The sequence below is a fragment of the Pseudomonas salicis genome (assembly GCF_057128705.1).
In genome coordinates this window covers 380,508-398,110 of sequence record NZ_JBSKHU010000001.1, presented here as the reverse complement: position 1 = coordinate 398,110, position 17,603 = coordinate 380,508, and the positions used below count along the sequence as shown (strand labels likewise).

Sequence of the window (17,603 nt, the reverse complement as noted above, 5' to 3'; positions counted from 1 at the left end):
AAACGTGCACCGGCAGAAGTTTTTCTACAGGAAGCCTATGGATATCGAAGACGTTTCCGCCTTTTGCCTGGCATTGCCCGGCGCAAGGGAGGACTACAAATGGGGTGGCGTGCGGGTGTTCTCCATCGCCGAGACCAAGATGTTCGCGGTCATGGGGCTGGCGGGGAACGACCTGGCGTTCAAGGTCGGCCCGGACCTGTTTTTGGGTTACGTCGACCGACCCGGCGTGCGCCCTGCGCCCTACCTCGCACGCGCGTACTGGATCACCCTGTCGCATCCCTACCCCATGGGTGATGAAGAATTGCGTGAATTATTGACCCGCTCTCACCAATTGGTGGTGAGCAAATTGCCGAAACGGCGGCAGGTCGCGCTCAAGCTCTGAACGCCCTCGACCGCGTTGTCAGTACAGGTGCCGGACCAAAAAACGTCCGCCCATCAGCACCCGGTCGACCCAGAACAATTCGTGCAGCAGCACGATCAGCCAGAACACCGCCTGATAGGACACTTTGCGTGTCTTGTGGCGGAACAGTTGCTGTGCGATCAATGCGCCCGGCCAACCGCCCAGCAGCTCGACGCCGTGCAGGACTTTCTCCGGTGTCCGCTGGCCTTGAGTGCGGGCCTGTTTCTTGTCGTAGCCGTACAACGCAACCGCCAGCAGGCTCATGAGCGAATAGACCGCCAGCGGCCACCACGATCCGCCGCGCACGCCCGACACGATCAGGCCGTACAGCGGCAAGGCGCACAGCACGGCCAGGACCGGCAGCTTGAATTTCAGCCCGCGAACCGGGCCGTTGTCGTTGCGACGGGAGACGTCGGGTTTGACGCGTTGGTTCACCGCATCAGCCCTGCACGCTGGACCAATCGACCCAACCGAATACCCAGGTCGCCAGAATCAGCAAACCAAACGCGATCCGGTACCAGGCAAACACCGCATAACTGTGGGTCGCGATGAACTTCAGCAAGGCACGCACCGCGATCATCGCGAAGATGAACGAGGTGATGAATCCGACGGCGAATACCGCGAAGTCATCGGGCTGGAACAGGTTGCGGTATTTGTAACCGGAGTACAGCGACGCGGCGATCATCGTCGGCATGGCGAGGAAGAACGAAAACTCCGTCGCCGTTTTGCGCGACAGGCCGAACAGCAGGCCACCGATGATCGTCGAGCCGGAACGCGAGGTGCCGGGAATCATCGCCAGACACTGTGCGAAACCCACCTTGAGCGCGTCGGACCATGTCATTTCATCAACGGTTTCAGCGTGCACTTCGTGCTGGCGGCGTTCAGCCCACAGCATGATGAAACCACCAATGACCAACGCCGCCGCCACCGTAATGGGGTTGAACAGGTATTCATGGATCAGGTCGGAAAACAGCACACCCAGTACCACCGCCGGCAGTACGCCGATGATCAGATTCACGGTGAAACGGCGGGCCTGGGGCTGGGTCGGCAGGCCGGTGACGACCTGGAAAATCTTGTGCCGAAACTCCCACATCACCGCCAGGATCGCCCCCAGCTGGATGATGATGTTGAAGGCCATTGCCCGTTCGCCGCCGAAGCCGATCAGGTCGGCGACGATGATCTGGTGCCCGGTGCTGGAGATCGGCAAGAACTCCGTCAACCCTTCCACGACACCCAGTATTAACGCCTGTGCGGCGGTCCAAAGATCCATCATTCCCCCAGAGTGGAGCCTGCTCGTGGCAGGGCTCTCTTGATATGTTTCCAGCACTGTTCAGGACACGATAAACGGTCCGATGTAAAAACAGCATCAACAGTCAAGATCGCGGCTCGAACACGCGAGCGGCGCGATCCTAACAGACCTTCACGACGAACGCTCTAGCCCGGATACGGGTGCGCAATCTTTCATGTGGAGGGGCAGTAAAGTGCATCTGACCGGTTGCTGGCGGGTCTTTGCCCGCCTTGAAATCTGCGCGCCACAACGGTCCTCAAACCGCTTACAATCGCAGGCCTTTTTTCTCTCTTCCCCTTTCCCTTCGCAGGAGTCTCCATGTCCGGGCTTGAACTGTTCGCCGCAGCACTCGGTGTCATTGCCGTCTGGCTGACAGTCAAACAAAACCCCTGGTGCTGGCCGATCGGGCTGGTGATGGTGCTGCTGTACGTCTGGATCTTCTTCGACGTGAAGCTGTATTCCGACATGCTGTTGCAGGGTGTCTATGCCGTGTTGCAATTGTATGGCTGGTGGCAATGGACCCGTCGCGGCGCCGTCGCCGAAGGCCGCCAGGTGACGGCACTGGGCGGCAGCGCGTTGGCCCTGAGCCTGGCCATCGGCGCGGTGGTCAGCCTTGCATTGGGGGCCGCGATGGCGCACTTCACCGACGCGGCGCAGCCGTGGCTCGACGCCGCCCTCACCGGCTTCAGCCTGGTGGCGCAGGTGTGGATGGCCCAGAAGCGCGTGCAATGCTGGCCGCTGTGGATCGTGCTGGATGTCATTTTCGTCGGGCTGTTCCTTTATAAGGCGCTGTACCTGACAGCAGCGTTGTACGCCCTGTTCACCCTGCTGGCCGTGCAAGGGTGGCGCGACTGGCGAGCCGACCCGGCGCTGGTGCGCTGATCATCATGAAAGTTCTGGTATTGGCAGGCCCCGAATCCAGCGGCAAAAGCTGGCTGGCCGATCATCTTCAACAGCGCTTCGGCGGCGAACTGGTGGGCGAATACGTGCGCCAGTTCATCGATGAGGAACAACGTGAGACCTGTTACGCCGACATCCCGGCGATCGCACGGGGTCAACTGGCGCAGGAAGACGCCGCCCGGGCACGTGCGCCTGAACTGCTGATTCTCGACACGCATTTGCTGAGCAACATCCTGTGGAGTCGCACGTTGTTCGGCGACTGCCCGCCATGGCTGGAACAGGCCCTGCTTGACCGGCACTACGACCTGCATCTGCTGCTCTCCCCCGAAGGCGTGGAATGGATCGGCGACGGCCAGCGTTGCCAGCCCTCGCTGGCCGAGCGTCAGGCATTCTTCGACGCCAGCCGGGAATGGCTGGACCGGCACGGCCAACGCTATGAAGTGATCGGCGGCAGTTGGAGCTACCGCAGGGACAGGGCGGTTGCGGCGTTGGAGCGGTTGTTGAACGGCTGATTCCGGTGGTGGCAGCAACCTGAGTTACCAAGTCGAACACCCTCCCACAGGACTTCGTGATCACCTTCACATCCGCGCCCGACGCGATCCCTACTGTGGGAGCGAATTCATTCGCGAACGGGCCGTACATTCAACACAGATGCGTCGTCCGTACCACCGCTTTCGCGAATGAATTCGCTCCTACAGATGATCCCCGTCACGCCAAGGCCTTCGGGCGTAACGGGGCTTGATTCCAACCCCTACTGTCAGGCCACTCACCGAATCTGATGCTTATGCAGCAACCGGTAAAACGTCGGCCGTGAAATCCCCAGGACTTTCGCCGCCACGCTGAGGTTGTCGCTGTGGCGTGTCAGCACGTCACACAGCGCCTGACGCTCCGCCCGGCATTTGTATTCGTCCAGCGTGCCCATGCTGGAGCTGATTTCCTCTTCCCCCAGCAACCCGAGGTCGAACGCTTCGATCTGCCGCCCTTCCGCCAGCACCAGCCCGCGTCGCACGCGGTTTTCCAGCTCGCGAACGTTGCCGGGCCAATCATGCTTGCCCATGGCGACCAAGGCGTCCTGGCTGAAATTACGCGGACGTCGACCGGTTTCCTGGCTGTAGAAATGCGCAAAATGGTTGGCCAGCAACGCCAGATCACCATGCCGCTCCCGCAGCGGCGCCGTGCCGACTTGCAGCACATTCAGCCGGTAATACAGGTCTTCACGAAACCGCTTCTTGCGAATGGCGGCCTCAAGGTCCACATGGGTCGCGGCGAGAATCCGCACGTCCACCGGAATCCGCTCGCCTCCCGTTTCGACATGACGCTCCTGCAAAAAACGCAGCAGATTGGCCTGGACGTCCAGCGGCAGGTCACCGATCTCGTCGAGAAACAGAGTTCCCCCATTCGCGGCCTCGATCCGACCGGGCTTGCGTTGCACGTTGCCGTTGGGGCCTTCGGATTCGTAGCCAAACAGCTCCGCCTGCAATTGATGCTCGGCGATGGCGCCACAGTTGATCGAGATGAACGGCTGGAGCCGTCGCTGGGATTGCATGTGCAGCGTGCGCGCCACCAATTCCTTGCCGGTGCCGGTTTCGCCGCGGATCAACACCGGCGATTCAGTCGGCGCCAACTTGGTCAGCAGGCGACGCAGCTCGCGAATCGGCCGACTTTCCCCGAGCATTTCGTGCTCGGCCCCATTCCCGTATCGGGCGCCTTGAGCCCTGAGACGGGCCATGCCATAGGCGCGACCCAGGGTCACCTGCACGCGGGCGACGTCGAACGGCAAGGTGTGGAAATCAAAAAACCATTCGCAGACGAAATCCCCGATCAACTCCCGCCGCAGGTCATCGGCGGTCAGCACAGCGATCCATTCCGTATGGCTGCGGATAATCAGGTCCTTGATGAGCTGAGGCTGCTCGAAATGCTGAGGCATCAAGCGAATCAGGCCGACGTCGCATTGGCGGGACGCGGCGGACGCGAGGGTGCAACTGTCCACTTCCCAGCCGGCTGTACGTAAACCGGGAATCAGACGCAAACATTCCTCGCAGGGTTCGACAATTAACAGGCGGCGGATCGATGCCATTTCATGCATGGGAGATTCCTTGGCGCCAGGATTCAAATAACATTTCAGAATAAAAAAAGTTTTAGAAACAGTGTCTTGGCGACCTCGGTTGTTACATTAGCAAATATTTGACACTCGCTTGGATTGTTTATCTATAAGCCTAAGAACTAAACGCGATTAGCATTGGCGAAATGGCACTAAAAGGGGTATCAGCCGACTGAATCAGGCCTTTAACACCCGTAAACGCCACGAAACACGGACATGCGCCGAAAAATAAATCGGTTCTTATGAAATAATTTGAAAAAAAGCGGCTCATCGTGTGACTCACCCCCCCGCGAAGGTCATCAGTACAAGTACGCACCGCTTGGGACGCCCGCCAACGGTGATTGAACTGATACGGGCACTTTGAGGACTTTCCATGAACGCCCCTTTGCGCTTTAACGATGCTCTCTTGATCGCCGGTCACGCCTTCGAACCTTTCCGTTGCGTCGCCTGGGCACCACAGGACGGTAACGGCGAGTTGAGCCTGACCGTGGTTGATCGCACCAGCACCCGTATTGGCCGCAAACAGATTCCAAGCAGCGCCTACTCCGATCCGAAGCAACTGGCGCAATTTCTTGAACAGGCCCGTGCAGAAATCAGCGACGAAGGCTACTGCCTCGAACCCTGGACCATGCCCGCCTGATCATCGGACGCGGCACTATACGGGCCGCCCTTTAGCTGCTTTTTATAGGGAGCAGCTTCAAGCGTCCGTCAATGCATCGATATGCCGGTATTCGGCGTTCAATTGACGGGCGAGTTCGACGGCCCTTCCCAGCCGGATGGGCCCACGCTCGATGTCGATCAACAGGCTCGGGCAGTGGAAGCCCGTGAGAGGCGGAATGTCCTTCACGCGGCCATCTGTCAGGATCAGCACCCGTTGCGATTCGCCCGGATGACGTTGCTGGCGTTTGCCCAGCCACTGCCCTGCCTCTTCGATGGCCTCGAACAGCGGCGTCCCACCCCCCGCCCCCAACGTTTCCAGCCACGGCTGCAACGCCGAGCCTGCTTTCAGGCCGTGATGCTGCCAGCGCGCCTGCGCACCGCCGGCGGTCAACAACGCCAACCTCGCCCGCTGGCGATACGCGTCATCGAACAGCTGCGCGAGAACGCCTTTGGCGAGGCTCAACGCTTGATGGCGTCGGGTCGAGGCCGAGGCGTCGACGATCACCAGCCACAGGGTCTGTTCACGCCGGGTTCGCGGCTGGCGAACCAGATCGGCGCGGCGCTGGGGGCGGCCTTTCAACAGCGTCGGCAGCCAGGCAATGGCGCCGTCGGTCCCGGAACGGGCAGCACCGCTTTTACCGCCGTTGAGTCGACCCGGTCGGGGGCTGGCATCCGCCCCCGTCTTAAGGCGAGGGCGAATGCCTAGGGCTTTTTTGGCCAGCTGGGCACTTCCCGGCGAGCACCGGTGGCGACAGTCTGGGCGGGCAGTTCACCCCATTGGCCGTCGCCCTGCTCTTTTTGCGTGTGGGGTGCGTGCGCGGGCGCGTCCGGTTGCGAGGCCGCTGGCGACTGGGGTGGCGGAGCCTCACGACGTCGATGGCGCAAGGCGAATTCGGCCACGGCATCGATGTCTTCGTCCGTAATGGCCGAAGCGCCCCGCCATGCCGCATGGGCACGGGCAGCGCGCAGCCAGACGAGGTCCGCCCGCAGCCCATCGACCCCCGCCGCGAAACAGCGCTCGGTGATAGCAGCGAGGCTGACGTCGTCCAGTTCGATGCCCGACAACAGGCCTCGGGCGTTTTCGCAACGGTCTTTGAGCTGTTGCTGTTGGGTTGCCCATTGCTGACAAAACGCTTCAGAGTCCGCGTCGAAGTCCAGCCGACGGCGAATGATCTGGCCACGCTGCTCGGGCAAGGTCTGGCCGCTCAACGCGACGTTCAGGCCGAAGCGGTCGAGCAGCTGTGGACGCAATTCACCTTCTTCCGGGTTCATGGTGCCGATCAGCACGAAGCGCGCCGGGTGACGATGGGAAATACCGTCGCGCTCGACCTGATTAATTCCGCTGGCCGCCACGTCCAGCAGCAGGTCGACCAGATGATCCGGCAACAGGTTGACTTCATCGACATAGAGCACGCCGCCATCAGCCTTGGCCAAGACCCCCGGCGAAAACCGCGCCCGCCCTTCCCCCAGCGCCGCGTCCAGGTCCAGCGTGCCCACCAGCCGCTCCTCGGTCGCACCCAACGGCAGCGTGACGAACTGACCGCTGGCCAACAGGTCAGCGAGCCCACGGGCCAGGGTGGACTTGGCCATACCCCGCGGCCCCTCGATCAACACCCCGCCGATTTTCGGGTCGATGGCGGTCAGGCACAGCGCCAGTTTCAGCGCGTCGGCGCCCACGACGGCGGCCAGGGGGAAATGAGGGGTGTCGGTCATGGTTGGGCTCTGGTCTGATTACAAATAGTCGGTGCGCTAGAAATACCCTGTGGGAATTCATTCGCGATGCGGTCGATCGACCGACACACATGTGGCGAATACACCGACGCCTCGCGAATGAATTCGCTCCCACAGTTTCTGTCCGCGCCCTGCCCCGACCGCTGCGGCGCACAGACGAAAACATCATGTCTCTTCAATATCCAACAACAGGTTTTCCAGCGCCGCGCGGTACTCGCCCGGTTCCTGCCACAACCCGCGCTGCTGAGCTTCCAGCATCCGCTCGGTCATGTCCCGCAGGGCATCGGGGTTGTGCTGCTGGATGAAGTCCCGCGTCGAGGCGTCGAGCAGGTAGGCGTCGGCCAGCAGCGCGTATTGGTGATCGTCGATCAGCTCGGTCGTCGCATCGAACGCGAACAGGAAATCCACGGTCGCCGCCATTTCGAACGCGCCTTTATAGCCGTGCCGTTTGACGCCTTCGATCCATTTCGGATTCGCCGCCCGCGAACGCACCACCCGGTTCAGCTCTTCTTTCAAGGTACGGATTTTCGGCAGGTCTGGCTGGCTGTGGTCGCCGTGGTAGCTCGCCACCTTGTCGCCGCTGAGGCTTTCCACCGCTGCCAGCATGCCGCCCTGAAACTGGTAATAGTCGTTGGAGTCGAGCAGGTCGTGCTCGCGGTTGTCCTGATTCTGCACCACGGCTTGGACCTGGCTCAGGCGTTTGGCGAAGTCGTTGCGCGCGGGGGTTCCTTCATCGGCGGCGCCATAGGCATAGCCGCCCCAGTTCAGGTACACCTCAGCCAAGTCTTGCCGCGTTTGCCACAGGCGGCCGTCAATGGCGTTCTGTACACCCGCGCCATAGGCCCCCGGCTTGGCACCAAAGATGCGCCAGCCAGCCTGTTTCGCCGCCTGTTCGACGCTCAAGCCTTCGCGCTCCAGTTGCTCGCGCTCCTGACGAACGCGGGCGGCAAGCGGATTCATGTCGTCGGGCTCATCCAGCGCGGCGACGGCTTGCACGGCGGCATCAAACAAGCGAATGAGATTGGCGAAAGCATCGCGGAAGAATCCCGACACCCTCAGCGTGACATCCACCCGTGGCCGGTCCAGCAAACTCAGGGGCAAAATCTCGAAATCGTCAACCCGCTGACTCCCCGCCGCCCACACCGGACGCACGCCCATCAGCGCCATGGCCTGGGCAATGTCGTCGCCTCCGGTGCGCATGGTCGCCGTGCCCCAGACCGACAAGCCCAGCTGACGTAAATAGTCACCATTGTCTTGTAAGTGCCTTTCCAGCAAGAGATTTGCTGATTGAAAGCCGATGCGCCACGCGGTCATGGTCGGCAGGTTGCGCACGTCCACCGAGAAGAAATTACGCCCTGTCGGCAGCACGTCCAGCCGCCCGCGACTCGGCGCGCCACTGGGGCCTGCCGGGACAAAACGGCCACTCAGCGCATCCAGCAAGCCTTGAAGTTCAGCAGGCCCACAGCTGTCGAGACGCGGTATTACGACCTGTGCAATTGCATTAACAACTTCGGTTAATTCGTTGTTTTTAAAAGAATAAACTTCTTGAATACCGCTCGTGATCTGCTCAATCAAACACGCTGCATACAGCTCCAGCCGCTCCCGTGTATCCCCTACCGTGCGCCACGGATCATCACTGACTTCATGTAAAACCTGAGGTGTCGGCCCCGCCCACGGCGCACCCAACTCGCAGTCCAACGGGTCAAAACCCAGCGCCAGCGCGTTGCTCAAGGTCCGCAGTAGACTGGCATTCGCCCCCCGGCCATCGCCACGGGGCACCCGCAGGATCGCCACCAAGGTATCAATACGCAGTCGCCCGCTCGGGGATTCGCCAAACACGTGCAGCCCGTCGCGGATCTGCGATTCCTTCAGATCACACAGGTACGTGTCCAGCCGGGGCAACCAGATCGCGGCATCGGCATCGCTGTCGAGGTCTTCGCTCAGCGCCAGTTCCCGGTCGATGTGGGTTTCGCGCACCAGCCTGAGAATATCCTTTTGCAGCTCACGGGCGCGGCGCGGATCGAGCATTTGCGCTTCGTAATACTCGTCCGCGAGCAATTCCAGATTGCGTAATGGGCCGTAGGTTTCGGCGCGGGTCAGGGGCGGCATCAGGTGGTCGATGATGACGGCCTGCGTGCGACGCTTGGCTTGGGCCCCCTCACCCGGGTCGTTGACGATGAACGGATAAATGTTCGGCATCGGCCCGAGGATCGCGTCCGGCCAGCACTGTTCGGACAGGCCGACGCCCTTGCCCGGCAGCCATTCGAGATTGCCGTGCTTGCCGACGTGAATGACCGCGTGTGCGCCATACGCCTTGCGCAGCCAGAAATAGAAGGCCAGGTAGCCGTGGGGCGGAACGAGGTCCGGATCGTGATAAACCGCGCTGTGATCGACGTTGTAGCCCCGAGCCGGCTGAATGCCGACAAAGGTCAGGCCGAAACGCAGCCCGGCGATCATCATTCGGCCGTTGCGACACATCGGGTCGCTCTGCGGTGAACCCCAGCGCTCGATCACGGCGTCGCGATTGGCCTCAGGTAGCGCATCAAAGGCGGCCAGGTAGTCGTCCATTGCCATGCTCTGGTGGCAAGGGCGCTGATCGAGACTGTCCGGGTCGTTGGTGACACCGCCCAGCAAGGCATGAATCAGCGCGGTGCCCGATGCCGGCAAGCCTTCGACGGGATAGCCCTCGTCTTGCAGGGCCTTTAGGATGTTCAGCGCTGCTGCCGGGGTGTCCAGGCCGACGCCATTACCGATGCGCCCGTCGCGGGTCGGGTAGTTGGCCAGAATGAGCGCCACACGCTTGTCGGCGTTGGCCGTGCGCGCCAGCAACACCCAGCGTCGCGCCAGTTCGGCGACAAAATCCATGCGTTCGGGTTGGGCGCGGTAGCAGACCACATCGGACTGACTGCGCTCGCTGTGCCAGGCCAGGTCCTTGAAGCTGATGGGCCGACTGATGATGCGCCCGTCCAGTTCTGGCAGCGCGATGTGCATGGCCAGATCCCGAGCGCCGAGGCCCTGTTCGCTGGCTTGCCATGCGGGTTCGTTGTCCTGGGCGCAGATCGCCTGAATCACCGGAATGTTGCGGCGAAACGGTCGCAGGTGCGGGGCTTCCGGGCTGGATTGGGCGAAACCGGTGGTGTTGAGGATGACTTCGCACTCGGTCTCGTCGAGCCAGTCCTGCACGGCGCTGAGGCACGCCGGTTCCTTCAGGCTGGCCACCGCAATGGGCAACGGGTTAAGGCCCTGGGCCAACAGCCGCTCACAGAACACATCGATGAACCCGGTGTTGGCCGCCTGCAAGTGCGAGCGATAGAACAGCACCGCCGCCACCGGTTGATCGACGTGCCAGTCGGCTTGCCAGTCAGCGAGGTCGGCGCTGGCCTTGCGCGGGTGATAGATGGCCACCCGGGGCAGCGTCTGCGGCTCGTCCCAGACGTAATCGCGATCCAGCCAGCGATTGGCCAGGCAATTGAACAGCTGTAACGCGTTGTGTTTTCCGCCCTGGCGCAGGTAGTGCCAAAGCCGGTCGCGGTCCTCGGCAGGTTCGGTGCTGAGGTCGCTGAGCTCCGGGTCCGGGCGATCGTCGCCAGGCACCAGAATCAGCTTCACCCCGCCGTGCTTTCGAGAGGCCAGCTCCACCAGCCGCTCGACACCGTAGCGCCAGTAGCCGATGCCGCCGTGCAGCGAGATGAGGATGACCTTGGCGTGCTGCAACACCTCTTCGACGTACAGGTCGACCGAGGCGTGGTTTTGCACCTGCATGGGGTTGGCCAGGCGCAGGCTGGGGTAATCGTCCGGCAGTTGCTGCGCGGTTTCCGCGAGCAACGCCAGATGGGAGTCACCGCTGCACAGGATCACCAGATCGGCGGGGGTCTGGCCGAGGTCAGCGATGCTGTCGTCGGGGACGAAGCCGCCGGGCTGGGTGCGCAGCAGGTGCATGGTTAGCCTTTGATCTCAAGCGCGGCGCGCAGCTGGGCTTCCAGCACGGCAGCGTCCAGTTCCTGACCGATCAGCACGAAGTGGCTGACGCGCGCTTCATCGGCTTTCCACGCGCGGTCGAAGTGTTTGTCGAAACGTGTGCCGACGCCTTGCACCAGCAGGCGCATCGGCTTGCCCGGAATCGCCGCGAAGCCTTTGACGCGCAGGATGCCGTGCTGCACGACGGCCTGGGTCAGCGCGTCGAGCAACAGCGCTTCGTCGGCCTGGGGCAGCGAGATGGAAATAGAATCGAAAGCGTCGTGATCGTGGTCGTCGTGGTCATCGCCGTCGTGATGATCATGGTGGGTCTTGCGGCCATCGATGTGCAGCTCGGATTCGGCACCCAAGCCCAACAGCACGCTGATCGGCAGCTGGCCGTTACTGGCTTCGATGACTTTCACCGCAGGCGGCAGTTCTTCGGCGACTTCAGCGCGCACGGCGGCCAAGGCAGCAGCGTCGAGCATGTCGGCCTTATTGAGGATGACAAGGTCAGCGCTGGCCAGTTGGTCGGCGAACAGTTCGTGCAGCGGCGATTCGTGGTCCAGGTTCGGGTCGAGTTTGCGCTGGGCGTCGACCTGATCCGGGAAGGCGGCGAAGGTGCCGGCGATGACGGCCGGGCTGTCGACCACGGTGATCACGGCGTCAACGGTGCAGGCGTTGCGGATTTCCGGCCACTGGAAAGCCTGGACCAGCGGCTTTGGCAGCGCCAGGCCCGAGGTTTCGATGAGGATGTGGTCCAGATCGCCGCGACGAGCAACCAGTTCCTGCATCACCGGGAAGAATTCTTCCTGAACGGTGCAGCACAGGCAGCCGTTGGCCAGTTCGTAGACGCGGCCGTTGGCTTCTTCCTCGGTGCAACCGATGGTGCATTGCTTGAGGATTTCACCGTCGATGCCCAGCTCGCCGAATTCGTTGACGATCACCGCAATGCGACGGCCTTCAGCGTTGTCGAGCATGTGGCGCAGCAGCGTGGTTTTGCCCGAGCCGAGAAAGCCGGTGACGATGGTGACGGGAAGTTTGGCCAGTGTTTTCATGGTTGCCCTCAGGCGCAGCGGCGGGCAAACAGGACGAGAACCGCGTTGCCCTCGCAGAAGACAGGCCCGCCGTTCGATTCGCCACCGGATCACCCCGCCCGGTTGTGTTGAGAATGCGTCGGGCTGTCTGAAAAACAGGCCCGTGTTCGAGGCAGGTCTCCTGGCTCACGGCGGCGAATGGCTGGCAGTGTTGCCAGATCAGACGCATTCATCGCGCCTTCCCGCTCGCGCAGTGGCTGTGCAATGAACATGACCGTTTACAGTTGCGGGGGCAGCTGTGGCTTGCACCACATTCCCTTCTTAGCGCCGCGTCCGACTCAAGCAGAGCAGCGAACCTCAAGTGCGCAAGGCTACGCAGTGGCCGGGGGAAGGTCAACGAGGAAACGGCGCTGCGATTGACTGCCAACCGGCTCCGTGGTCTCCTACACGCCTTGTTACGGGTGCCCTTCACAGGGTGAAACGGGAAACCGGTGCGTGCAGACCTCTTGTCTGTGCAAGTCCGGCGCTGCCCCCGCAACGGTAAGCGAGCGAAGAATCAGATCCACTGTGCCATTGCGGCACGGGAAGGTGATTCTTGACGGCAGGTCCACTGCCCCTCGCAAGCCCGGAGACCGGCCCGACACATTCACATAACAAACCCGCGGTGGGCGGGCGCTGTTGAGTTGGCTACTGACGTCGGTCAGTGGTTTGCTTTGCGCCTTCCCTTCGCTGAGACCTCAGAGGGAAGCGCCATGTCGATCAGCACCACATCCCAATCCGCAAGCACTGCCAGCACCCAAAGCCAACGCCTCACTGCCGCCATCAGCGCGATGATCCTTGGCGCGTCCCTGGTCTACTTCGCCGGGTTCTCGCACATCGCCGCCGTGCACAACGCCGCCCACGACACCCGTCACAGTTCCGCCTTCCCTTGCCACTGAGACCTGCCGCCATGTTCAAGCGAATCGCTCAAACGGCCGGTTTCACCGGACTGCTCGCCGCCCTGCTGCTGACCTTGCTGCAAAGCTTCTGGGTCGCGCCGCTGATCCTCGAAGCGGAAACCTACGAACACGCCCCCGCCGCTGCAGAAGTGCATGAGCACGCGCATGGCGACGGCGCCATGGCGGCTCACGTTCATGATGAAGAAGCCTGGGAACCGGAAGACGGCTGGCAGCGCGTGCTGTCGACGACCGGCGGCAACCTGGTGGTCGCGGTCGGTTTCGCGCTGATGCTCGCGGCGCTGTACACACTGCGCACGCCAAACAGCGTTCGCGAAGGCGCGCTGTGGGGCCTGGCCGGTTTCGCGGTGTTTGTCCTCGCGCCGACCCTCGGTCTGCCGCCTGAATTACCGGGCACCGCCGCCGCCGACCTGACCCTGCGCCAGACCTGGTGGGTCAGCACCGCAGCGTCAACAGCCGTCGGCCTGGCGCTGATTGTCTTCGCCCGCCATTGGCTGCTGAAAGTGCTGGGCGCAGCGATTCTCGTCGTGCCCCACGTGATCGGCGCGCCGCAACCGGAGGTTCATTCGGCTTTGGCCCCTGAAGCGCTGGAGGCACAATTCAAGATCGCTTCTCTGCTGACCAACGCGGCGTTCTGGGTCGCGATGGGCCTGATCAGCGCGTGGCTGTTCCGTCGTCACAACACGCAACTGACCGCCACCGAGCTGAGCCACGCCTGATGAACCCGGGCACTCGTGTGATCGGCCTCGGCTGCCAGCGCGACTGCCCGGCGTCGGTGCTGCAAGGGTTGATTGAGGTCAGCCTGCTGGAACATCGCCTGTCGCTGTCCGACATCACCGCCCTTGCCTCTATCGACAGCAAAGCGTCAGAGGCGGGGTTGCTGGAACTGGCTGAACGGCTCGGCCTGCCGCTGGCGTTCTTCAGCGCCGAAGAACTGGCAGCGTTCGAGCCGCAGCTGAGTCATCATTCGCAGATCGCGTTCGACAGCACCGGCTGCTACGGCGTGGCCGAAAGCGCAGCACTGGCGATGGCGGCGCGGTTGGGCGGGTCGTCGGCGAGGTTGGTGATCGAACGGCGAAACAGCTCACGGGCCACGTTTGCGTTGGCGGCCAGCCCATGACGCATTTGGCGATGCAGTCTCTGTAGGAGCGAATTCATTCGCGAAGCGGTTCGGGCGCTAGAGATGTATTGGCTGTACCGACCCTTCGCGAATGAATTCGCTCCCACAGAGGATCAACCCCGCTATACGTTGGAGATTCAATGACCGTTTACTTCATCGGCGCAGGCCCCGGCGACCCTGACCTGATCACGGTCAAAGGCCAGCGCCTGATCCGCACATGCCCCGTCATCATCTACGCCGGATCGCTAGTGCCCGAGGCCGTTTTAGAAGGTCATCAAGCCGTTCAGGTGACCAACAGCGCCGAACTGCACCTCGAACAGATCATCGCCTTGATGAAATCTGCTCATGCACAAGGCCAAGACGTGGCCCGCGTCCACTCCGGCGACCCCAGCCTTTACGGCGCCATCGGTGAACAGATTCGTCACCTGCGCGAACTGGGCATCCCCTTCGAAATCATCCCCGGCGTCACTGCCACCGCCGCCTGCGCCGCGTTGCTCGGCACCGAACTGACCCTGCCGGACATCTCGCAAAGCGTCATCCTCACTCGCTACGGCGACAAAACCGCCATGCCTGAAGGCGAAGACCTGGGCGAACTCGCGCGACACACAGCCACCATGGCGATTCACCTGGGCGTGAACAACCTCGGCAAAATCGTCGCTGAACTCACCCCCCACTACGGCCAAGACTGTCCCATCGCCGTCGTACACCGCGCCAGCTGGCCTGACCAGGACTGGGTCACCGGCACCCTCGCCGACATCGAAGGCAAGGTCGCCGCCAAAGGCTTTCGACGCACAGCACTGATCCTCGTGGGACGTGTCCTTGGCAACGACACCTTCAGCGAATCATCCCTCTACCGCGCAGGGCATGCGCATGTGTACAGGCCGTGATATTTCAGCTGCGGGCTGTGAAACGGGGGTTGTCTGATCGTCCGCCTTCGCTGCCGTCGTAACCTCCGGCGTCTCCCACGGGTGTTGAGGCGTACCATAATCCTGCGGACAGATGCCAACTCTGTGGGAGCGAATTCATTCGCGAAAAGGGTTCAGGCGATGGAGATGGGTTGGATGTACCGGCCATTCGCGAATGAATTCGCTCCCACAGGGGGATTGGGGTTAGAACAGGAATCGCGTTGCTATCCAGAGCCGCGAAGAGCGTTAGCTCCAGCCAGAAAAGCTCTTTTGCGCGCCAGTCCAGACACCGCAGAACGCGACTTGGGTGCAGGCCGAACGCAGGCGGCGCGGAGTGGGTCGAGCGGCATGGATGCCGCGAGAGCGCCGCAAGGACATGGATGTCCGTTCGGCGCGGGCCCACGGAGCGTCGCCGGAGTGAGGGCACCCGAGGAACGAGGGCCAAACCAGGAGCAGGGCCTTTTTGGTTACTTTTTCGTGGTCCGACTTTCGGCTCTTGGAAAAAGTGACCCGCCGTAAGGGCGGAACCTCAGCCAGCCCCGACGGAAAAACCGGATATGCCCCCATACCCAAGCACACAACACACTCGCCCTTACCGTACCCAAACCCCAATCCCCCAAACGCCACGCATAAAAAAGCCCCGACCAAATCGGGGCTTCTGACTACCGCGAAGACCACTCAGTAGTAAGCATTCTCTTTCTGAGTATGGTCCGTCACATCACGCACACCCGACAACTCGGGAATCCGCTCCAGCAACGTACGCTCAATCCCTTCCTTCAACGTCACATCCGCCTGCCCACAGCCCTGGCAACCGCCACCGAACTGCAACACAGCAATGTTTGCCTCATCTTCCTCAACCACATCAATCAGCGTAACCTGCCCGCCGTGACTCGCCAGGCCCGGATTGATCTCCGTCTGCAAGTAATAATTGATGCGCTCGTTGATCGGACTGTCAGCATTGACCATCGGCACCTTCGCATTCGGCGCCTTGATCGTCAGCTGGCCACCCATGCGGTCGGTCGCATAATCGACCACCGCGTCGTCCAGAAACGCTTCGCTGAACGAGTCGATCCACGCCGTGAAGCTCTTCAGGCCAATGGCCTTGTCTTCCGGCTTCTCTTCGCCCGGCTTACAGTAGGCGATGCAGGTTTCAGCGTATTGGGTGCCAGGCTGGGTAATAAACACGCGGATGCCGATGCCGGGGGTGTTCTGCTTTTGCAGCAGATCGGCCAGGTAATCGTGGGCGGCATCGGTAATAGTAATAGCGGTCATGAAAATTCCTCGCAGACGTGGGACGGAGTTTACGCCATTCCACGGCAACTGACAAAGTCCTAGTAAATCGGTCAGGTAATGCACCTGCGAGCCATTTTCATCCCGCCCGTCACGCCGCCCTTCACGACAACGCAGCCGCCTCCTTGAGCGCCCGGCGACTGTCCAGCCAGCCCTTCATCCGGCGATACAAGCCCTTCTCGATCCACTCGTAACTGAGCCACGCACCCAACGCGATGACCGGCACGCACACCGCGAATGCTGCATACGGGTTCAGCCCGAAACGCTCGGTCGCCAGCCAGCCGCCGTACAGCACCAGCACGTGCAGCAGGTACACCGAATACGAACAATCGCCCATGGTTTTCAGCAAACGACTGCCGCGCAGGTAGGGTTCGAGGGAAATGCACGCCACAACGATGACCGCGCTCGGCAGGCCCCAATTGATGATGCGCACGTCTGGCGGCAACTGCTTGATCGTCAGCAGCGCCCCGCCAATCGCCATCAACGGCAACCACAGACGCTCGGTGATCCAGCCACGGCGGTAGATGACGCCAATGCCGATCCCGAGCAGAAATTCGTAGACGATGTCGTTGGCATAGAACCGGCTGATCAGGCCGGAGCGGCCCAGCACGTCGGTTACTGCAAACAGCGCGGCGGCGATGATCAGCGGACGCAAACGCTGCTGAAACAGGAAGACCATCGAAAACAGCACGTAGAACAGCATCTCGTAATTCAGCGTCCAACCCACGTTCAGCGTCGGATACAGCCCATAGCCGCCAGGGTTTTCCGAGGGGATGAACATCAGCGACAGAATGAAGCTTTGCCAGTCGACCACCTGGTGCGGCAGCAGCGGATGCGCGACGACGACCAGCAAGCCCATGACCAGCGTGTAGAGCCAATAAGCAGGGACGATGCGGATGATGCGGTTAAGCATGAAGCGGCGGACGGGAATGTCTTTGTCCACCGTCGAGAGGTAAATCACCAGACCGCTGATGACGAAGAAGATGTCGACGCCGACGGCGCCTTTTTCAGTGAAAAACCGGCCGACCGGGCCGCTGGGATGAAAGTCGAAGAAAATCTGCATGAAGTGGTGACACACAACGACCCACGCGGCGAGTGCGCGCAGGGCTTGAACCGAAATCAACATCTATAACCTCTTGCTTGCTCGGGTTTGACCCACGCCCCTGGACATTAAAAACGCCCACGATGAAGGAACGGCTTACGGGGTCCGACTGCGTCATTTGCAAAAAGGTTCGGCAGGACTGACGGGCTGCATAATGGC

At 61.7% G+C, this 17,603-nt stretch carries 17 protein-coding genes and 2 riboswitches; of the genes, 8 read left to right on the top strand and 9 right to left on the bottom strand.

The features are described 5' to 3' along the window. Window positions 1-37: 37 nt before the first annotated feature. Window positions 38-382: an MmcQ/YjbR family DNA-binding protein gene (locus tag ACWKWE_RS01850; protein WP_483849429.1), complete on the top strand. Its 345-nt coding sequence runs from the start codon at window positions 38-40 to the stop codon at window positions 380-382. Window positions 383-400: 18 nt separating this feature from the next. Here ACWKWE_RS01850 and ACWKWE_RS01845 read toward each other — a convergent pair whose 3' ends face one another. Both ACWKWE_RS01845 and ACWKWE_RS01840 read right to left on the bottom strand, forming a co-directional pair. After that, window positions 401-835, bottom strand: a complete 435-nt coding sequence (locus tag ACWKWE_RS01845) for a DUF1294 domain-containing protein (RefSeq protein ID WP_483849428.1) — start codon at window positions 833-835, stop codon at window positions 401-403. Between the two features lie 4 nt (window positions 836-839). Then, on the bottom strand, window positions 840-1,670 hold the full coding sequence (locus tag ACWKWE_RS01840) for an undecaprenyl-diphosphate phosphatase (protein WP_166598065.1): 831 nt from the start codon (window positions 1,668-1,670) through the stop codon (window positions 840-842). A 336-nt stretch (window positions 1,671-2,006) separates the two neighbouring features. Between ACWKWE_RS01840 and pnuC the strand changes: the two genes are divergently transcribed. Beyond that, on the top strand, window positions 2,007-2,570 hold the full coding sequence (gene pnuC, locus ACWKWE_RS01835; RefSeq protein ID WP_483849427.1) for a nicotinamide riboside transporter PnuC: 564 nt from the start codon (window positions 2,007-2,009) through the stop codon (window positions 2,568-2,570). A gap of 5 nt (window positions 2,571-2,575) precedes the next feature. Next, window positions 2,576-3,100: an AAA family ATPase gene (locus ACWKWE_RS01830; protein WP_483849426.1), complete on the top strand. Its 525-nt coding sequence runs from the start codon at window positions 2,576-2,578 to the stop codon at window positions 3,098-3,100. Window positions 3,101-3,354: 254 nt separating this feature from the next. Here ACWKWE_RS01830 and ACWKWE_RS01825 read toward each other — a convergent pair whose 3' ends face one another. Further along, window positions 3,355-4,674 (bottom strand): sigma-54 dependent transcriptional regulator, encoded by a 1,320-nt coding sequence (locus ACWKWE_RS01825; protein WP_483849425.1) that lies wholly within the window; start codon window positions 4,672-4,674, stop codon window positions 3,355-3,357. Window positions 4,675-5,062: 388 nt separating this feature from the next. On the opposite strand from ACWKWE_RS01825, the gene ACWKWE_RS01820 reads away from it, so the two are divergent. Next, complete coding sequence (locus ACWKWE_RS01820) at window positions 5,063-5,329, top strand: hypothetical protein (RefSeq protein ID WP_166598061.1); 267 nt, start codon at window positions 5,063-5,065, stop codon at window positions 5,327-5,329. Between the two features lie 57 nt (window positions 5,330-5,386). On the opposite strand, the gene ACWKWE_RS01815 is transcribed toward ACWKWE_RS01820, so the two are convergent. The 4 genes from ACWKWE_RS01815 to cobW form a co-directional block, all read right to left on the bottom strand. Then, on the bottom strand, window positions 5,387-6,049 hold the full coding sequence (locus ACWKWE_RS01815; RefSeq protein WP_166598111.1) for a vWA domain-containing protein: 663 nt from the start codon (window positions 6,047-6,049) through the stop codon (window positions 5,387-5,389). A 2-nt stretch (window positions 6,050-6,051) separates the two neighbouring features. Further along, the gene (locus ACWKWE_RS01810) at window positions 6,052-7,062 is read right to left on the bottom strand and encodes a magnesium chelatase ATPase subunit I (RefSeq protein WP_483849424.1); all 1,011 of its coding nucleotides are present in this window, start codon (window positions 7,060-7,062) and stop codon (window positions 6,052-6,054) included. A gap of 183 nt (window positions 7,063-7,245) precedes the next feature. Continuing rightward, window positions 7,246-11,019: a cobaltochelatase subunit CobN gene (cobN, locus tag ACWKWE_RS01805; RefSeq protein ID WP_483849423.1), complete on the bottom strand. Its 3,774-nt coding sequence runs from the start codon at window positions 11,017-11,019 to the stop codon at window positions 7,246-7,248. 2 nt (window positions 11,020-11,021) lie between these two features. After that, window positions 11,022-12,092 carry a cobalamin biosynthesis protein CobW gene (gene cobW, locus ACWKWE_RS01800; RefSeq protein ID WP_401146752.1) on the bottom strand — a complete coding sequence of 357 codons (1,071 nt, stop codon included), beginning with the start codon at window positions 12,090-12,092 and terminating at the stop codon, window positions 11,022-11,024. 133 nt (window positions 12,093-12,225) lie between these two features. Next, window positions 12,226-12,446, bottom strand: a riboswitch (cobalamin riboswitch). A 67-nt stretch (window positions 12,447-12,513) separates the two neighbouring features. After that, window positions 12,514-12,726, top strand: a riboswitch (cobalamin riboswitch). A gap of 97 nt (window positions 12,727-12,823) precedes the next feature. Between cobW and ACWKWE_RS01795 the strand changes: the two genes are divergently transcribed. The 4 genes from ACWKWE_RS01795 to cobM all read left to right on the top strand — a co-directional run bounded on the left by ACWKWE_RS01795 (window position 12,824) and on the right by cobM (window position 15,034). Further along, window positions 12,824-13,009: a CbtB domain-containing protein gene (locus ACWKWE_RS01795; protein WP_483849422.1), complete on the top strand. Its 186-nt coding sequence runs from the start codon at window positions 12,824-12,826 to the stop codon at window positions 13,007-13,009. 11 nt (window positions 13,010-13,020) lie between these two features. Continuing rightward, on the top strand, window positions 13,021-13,746 hold the full coding sequence (locus ACWKWE_RS01790; RefSeq protein WP_483849421.1) for a CbtA family protein: 726 nt from the start codon (window positions 13,021-13,023) through the stop codon (window positions 13,744-13,746). Next, the gene (locus ACWKWE_RS01785; protein ID WP_166598055.1) at window positions 13,746-14,147 is read left to right on the top strand and encodes a cobalamin biosynthesis protein; all 402 of its coding nucleotides are present in this window, start codon (window positions 13,746-13,748) and stop codon (window positions 14,145-14,147) included. Before ACWKWE_RS01790 ends, ACWKWE_RS01785 begins: the two co-directional genes overlap by 1 nt. 140 nt (window positions 14,148-14,287) lie before the next feature. After that, complete coding sequence (cobM, locus tag ACWKWE_RS01780) at window positions 14,288-15,034, top strand: precorrin-4 C(11)-methyltransferase (RefSeq protein WP_483849420.1); 747 nt, start codon at window positions 14,288-14,290, stop codon at window positions 15,032-15,034. Window positions 15,035-15,730: 696 nt separating this feature from the next. On the opposite strand, the gene nfuA is transcribed toward cobM, so the two are convergent. Together nfuA and ACWKWE_RS01770 are read right to left on the bottom strand one after the other, a co-directional pair. After that, a complete protein-coding gene (gene nfuA / locus ACWKWE_RS01775; RefSeq protein WP_120126365.1) occupies window positions 15,731-16,324 on the bottom strand; it encodes a Fe-S biogenesis protein NfuA in 594 nt (197 codons plus the stop codon). A 121-nt stretch (window positions 16,325-16,445) separates the two neighbouring features. Then, window positions 16,446-17,468 (bottom strand): acyltransferase family protein, encoded by a 1,023-nt coding sequence (locus tag ACWKWE_RS01770; RefSeq protein WP_166595538.1) that lies wholly within the window; start codon window positions 17,466-17,468, stop codon window positions 16,446-16,448. Window positions 17,469-17,603 lie beyond the last annotated feature (135 nt).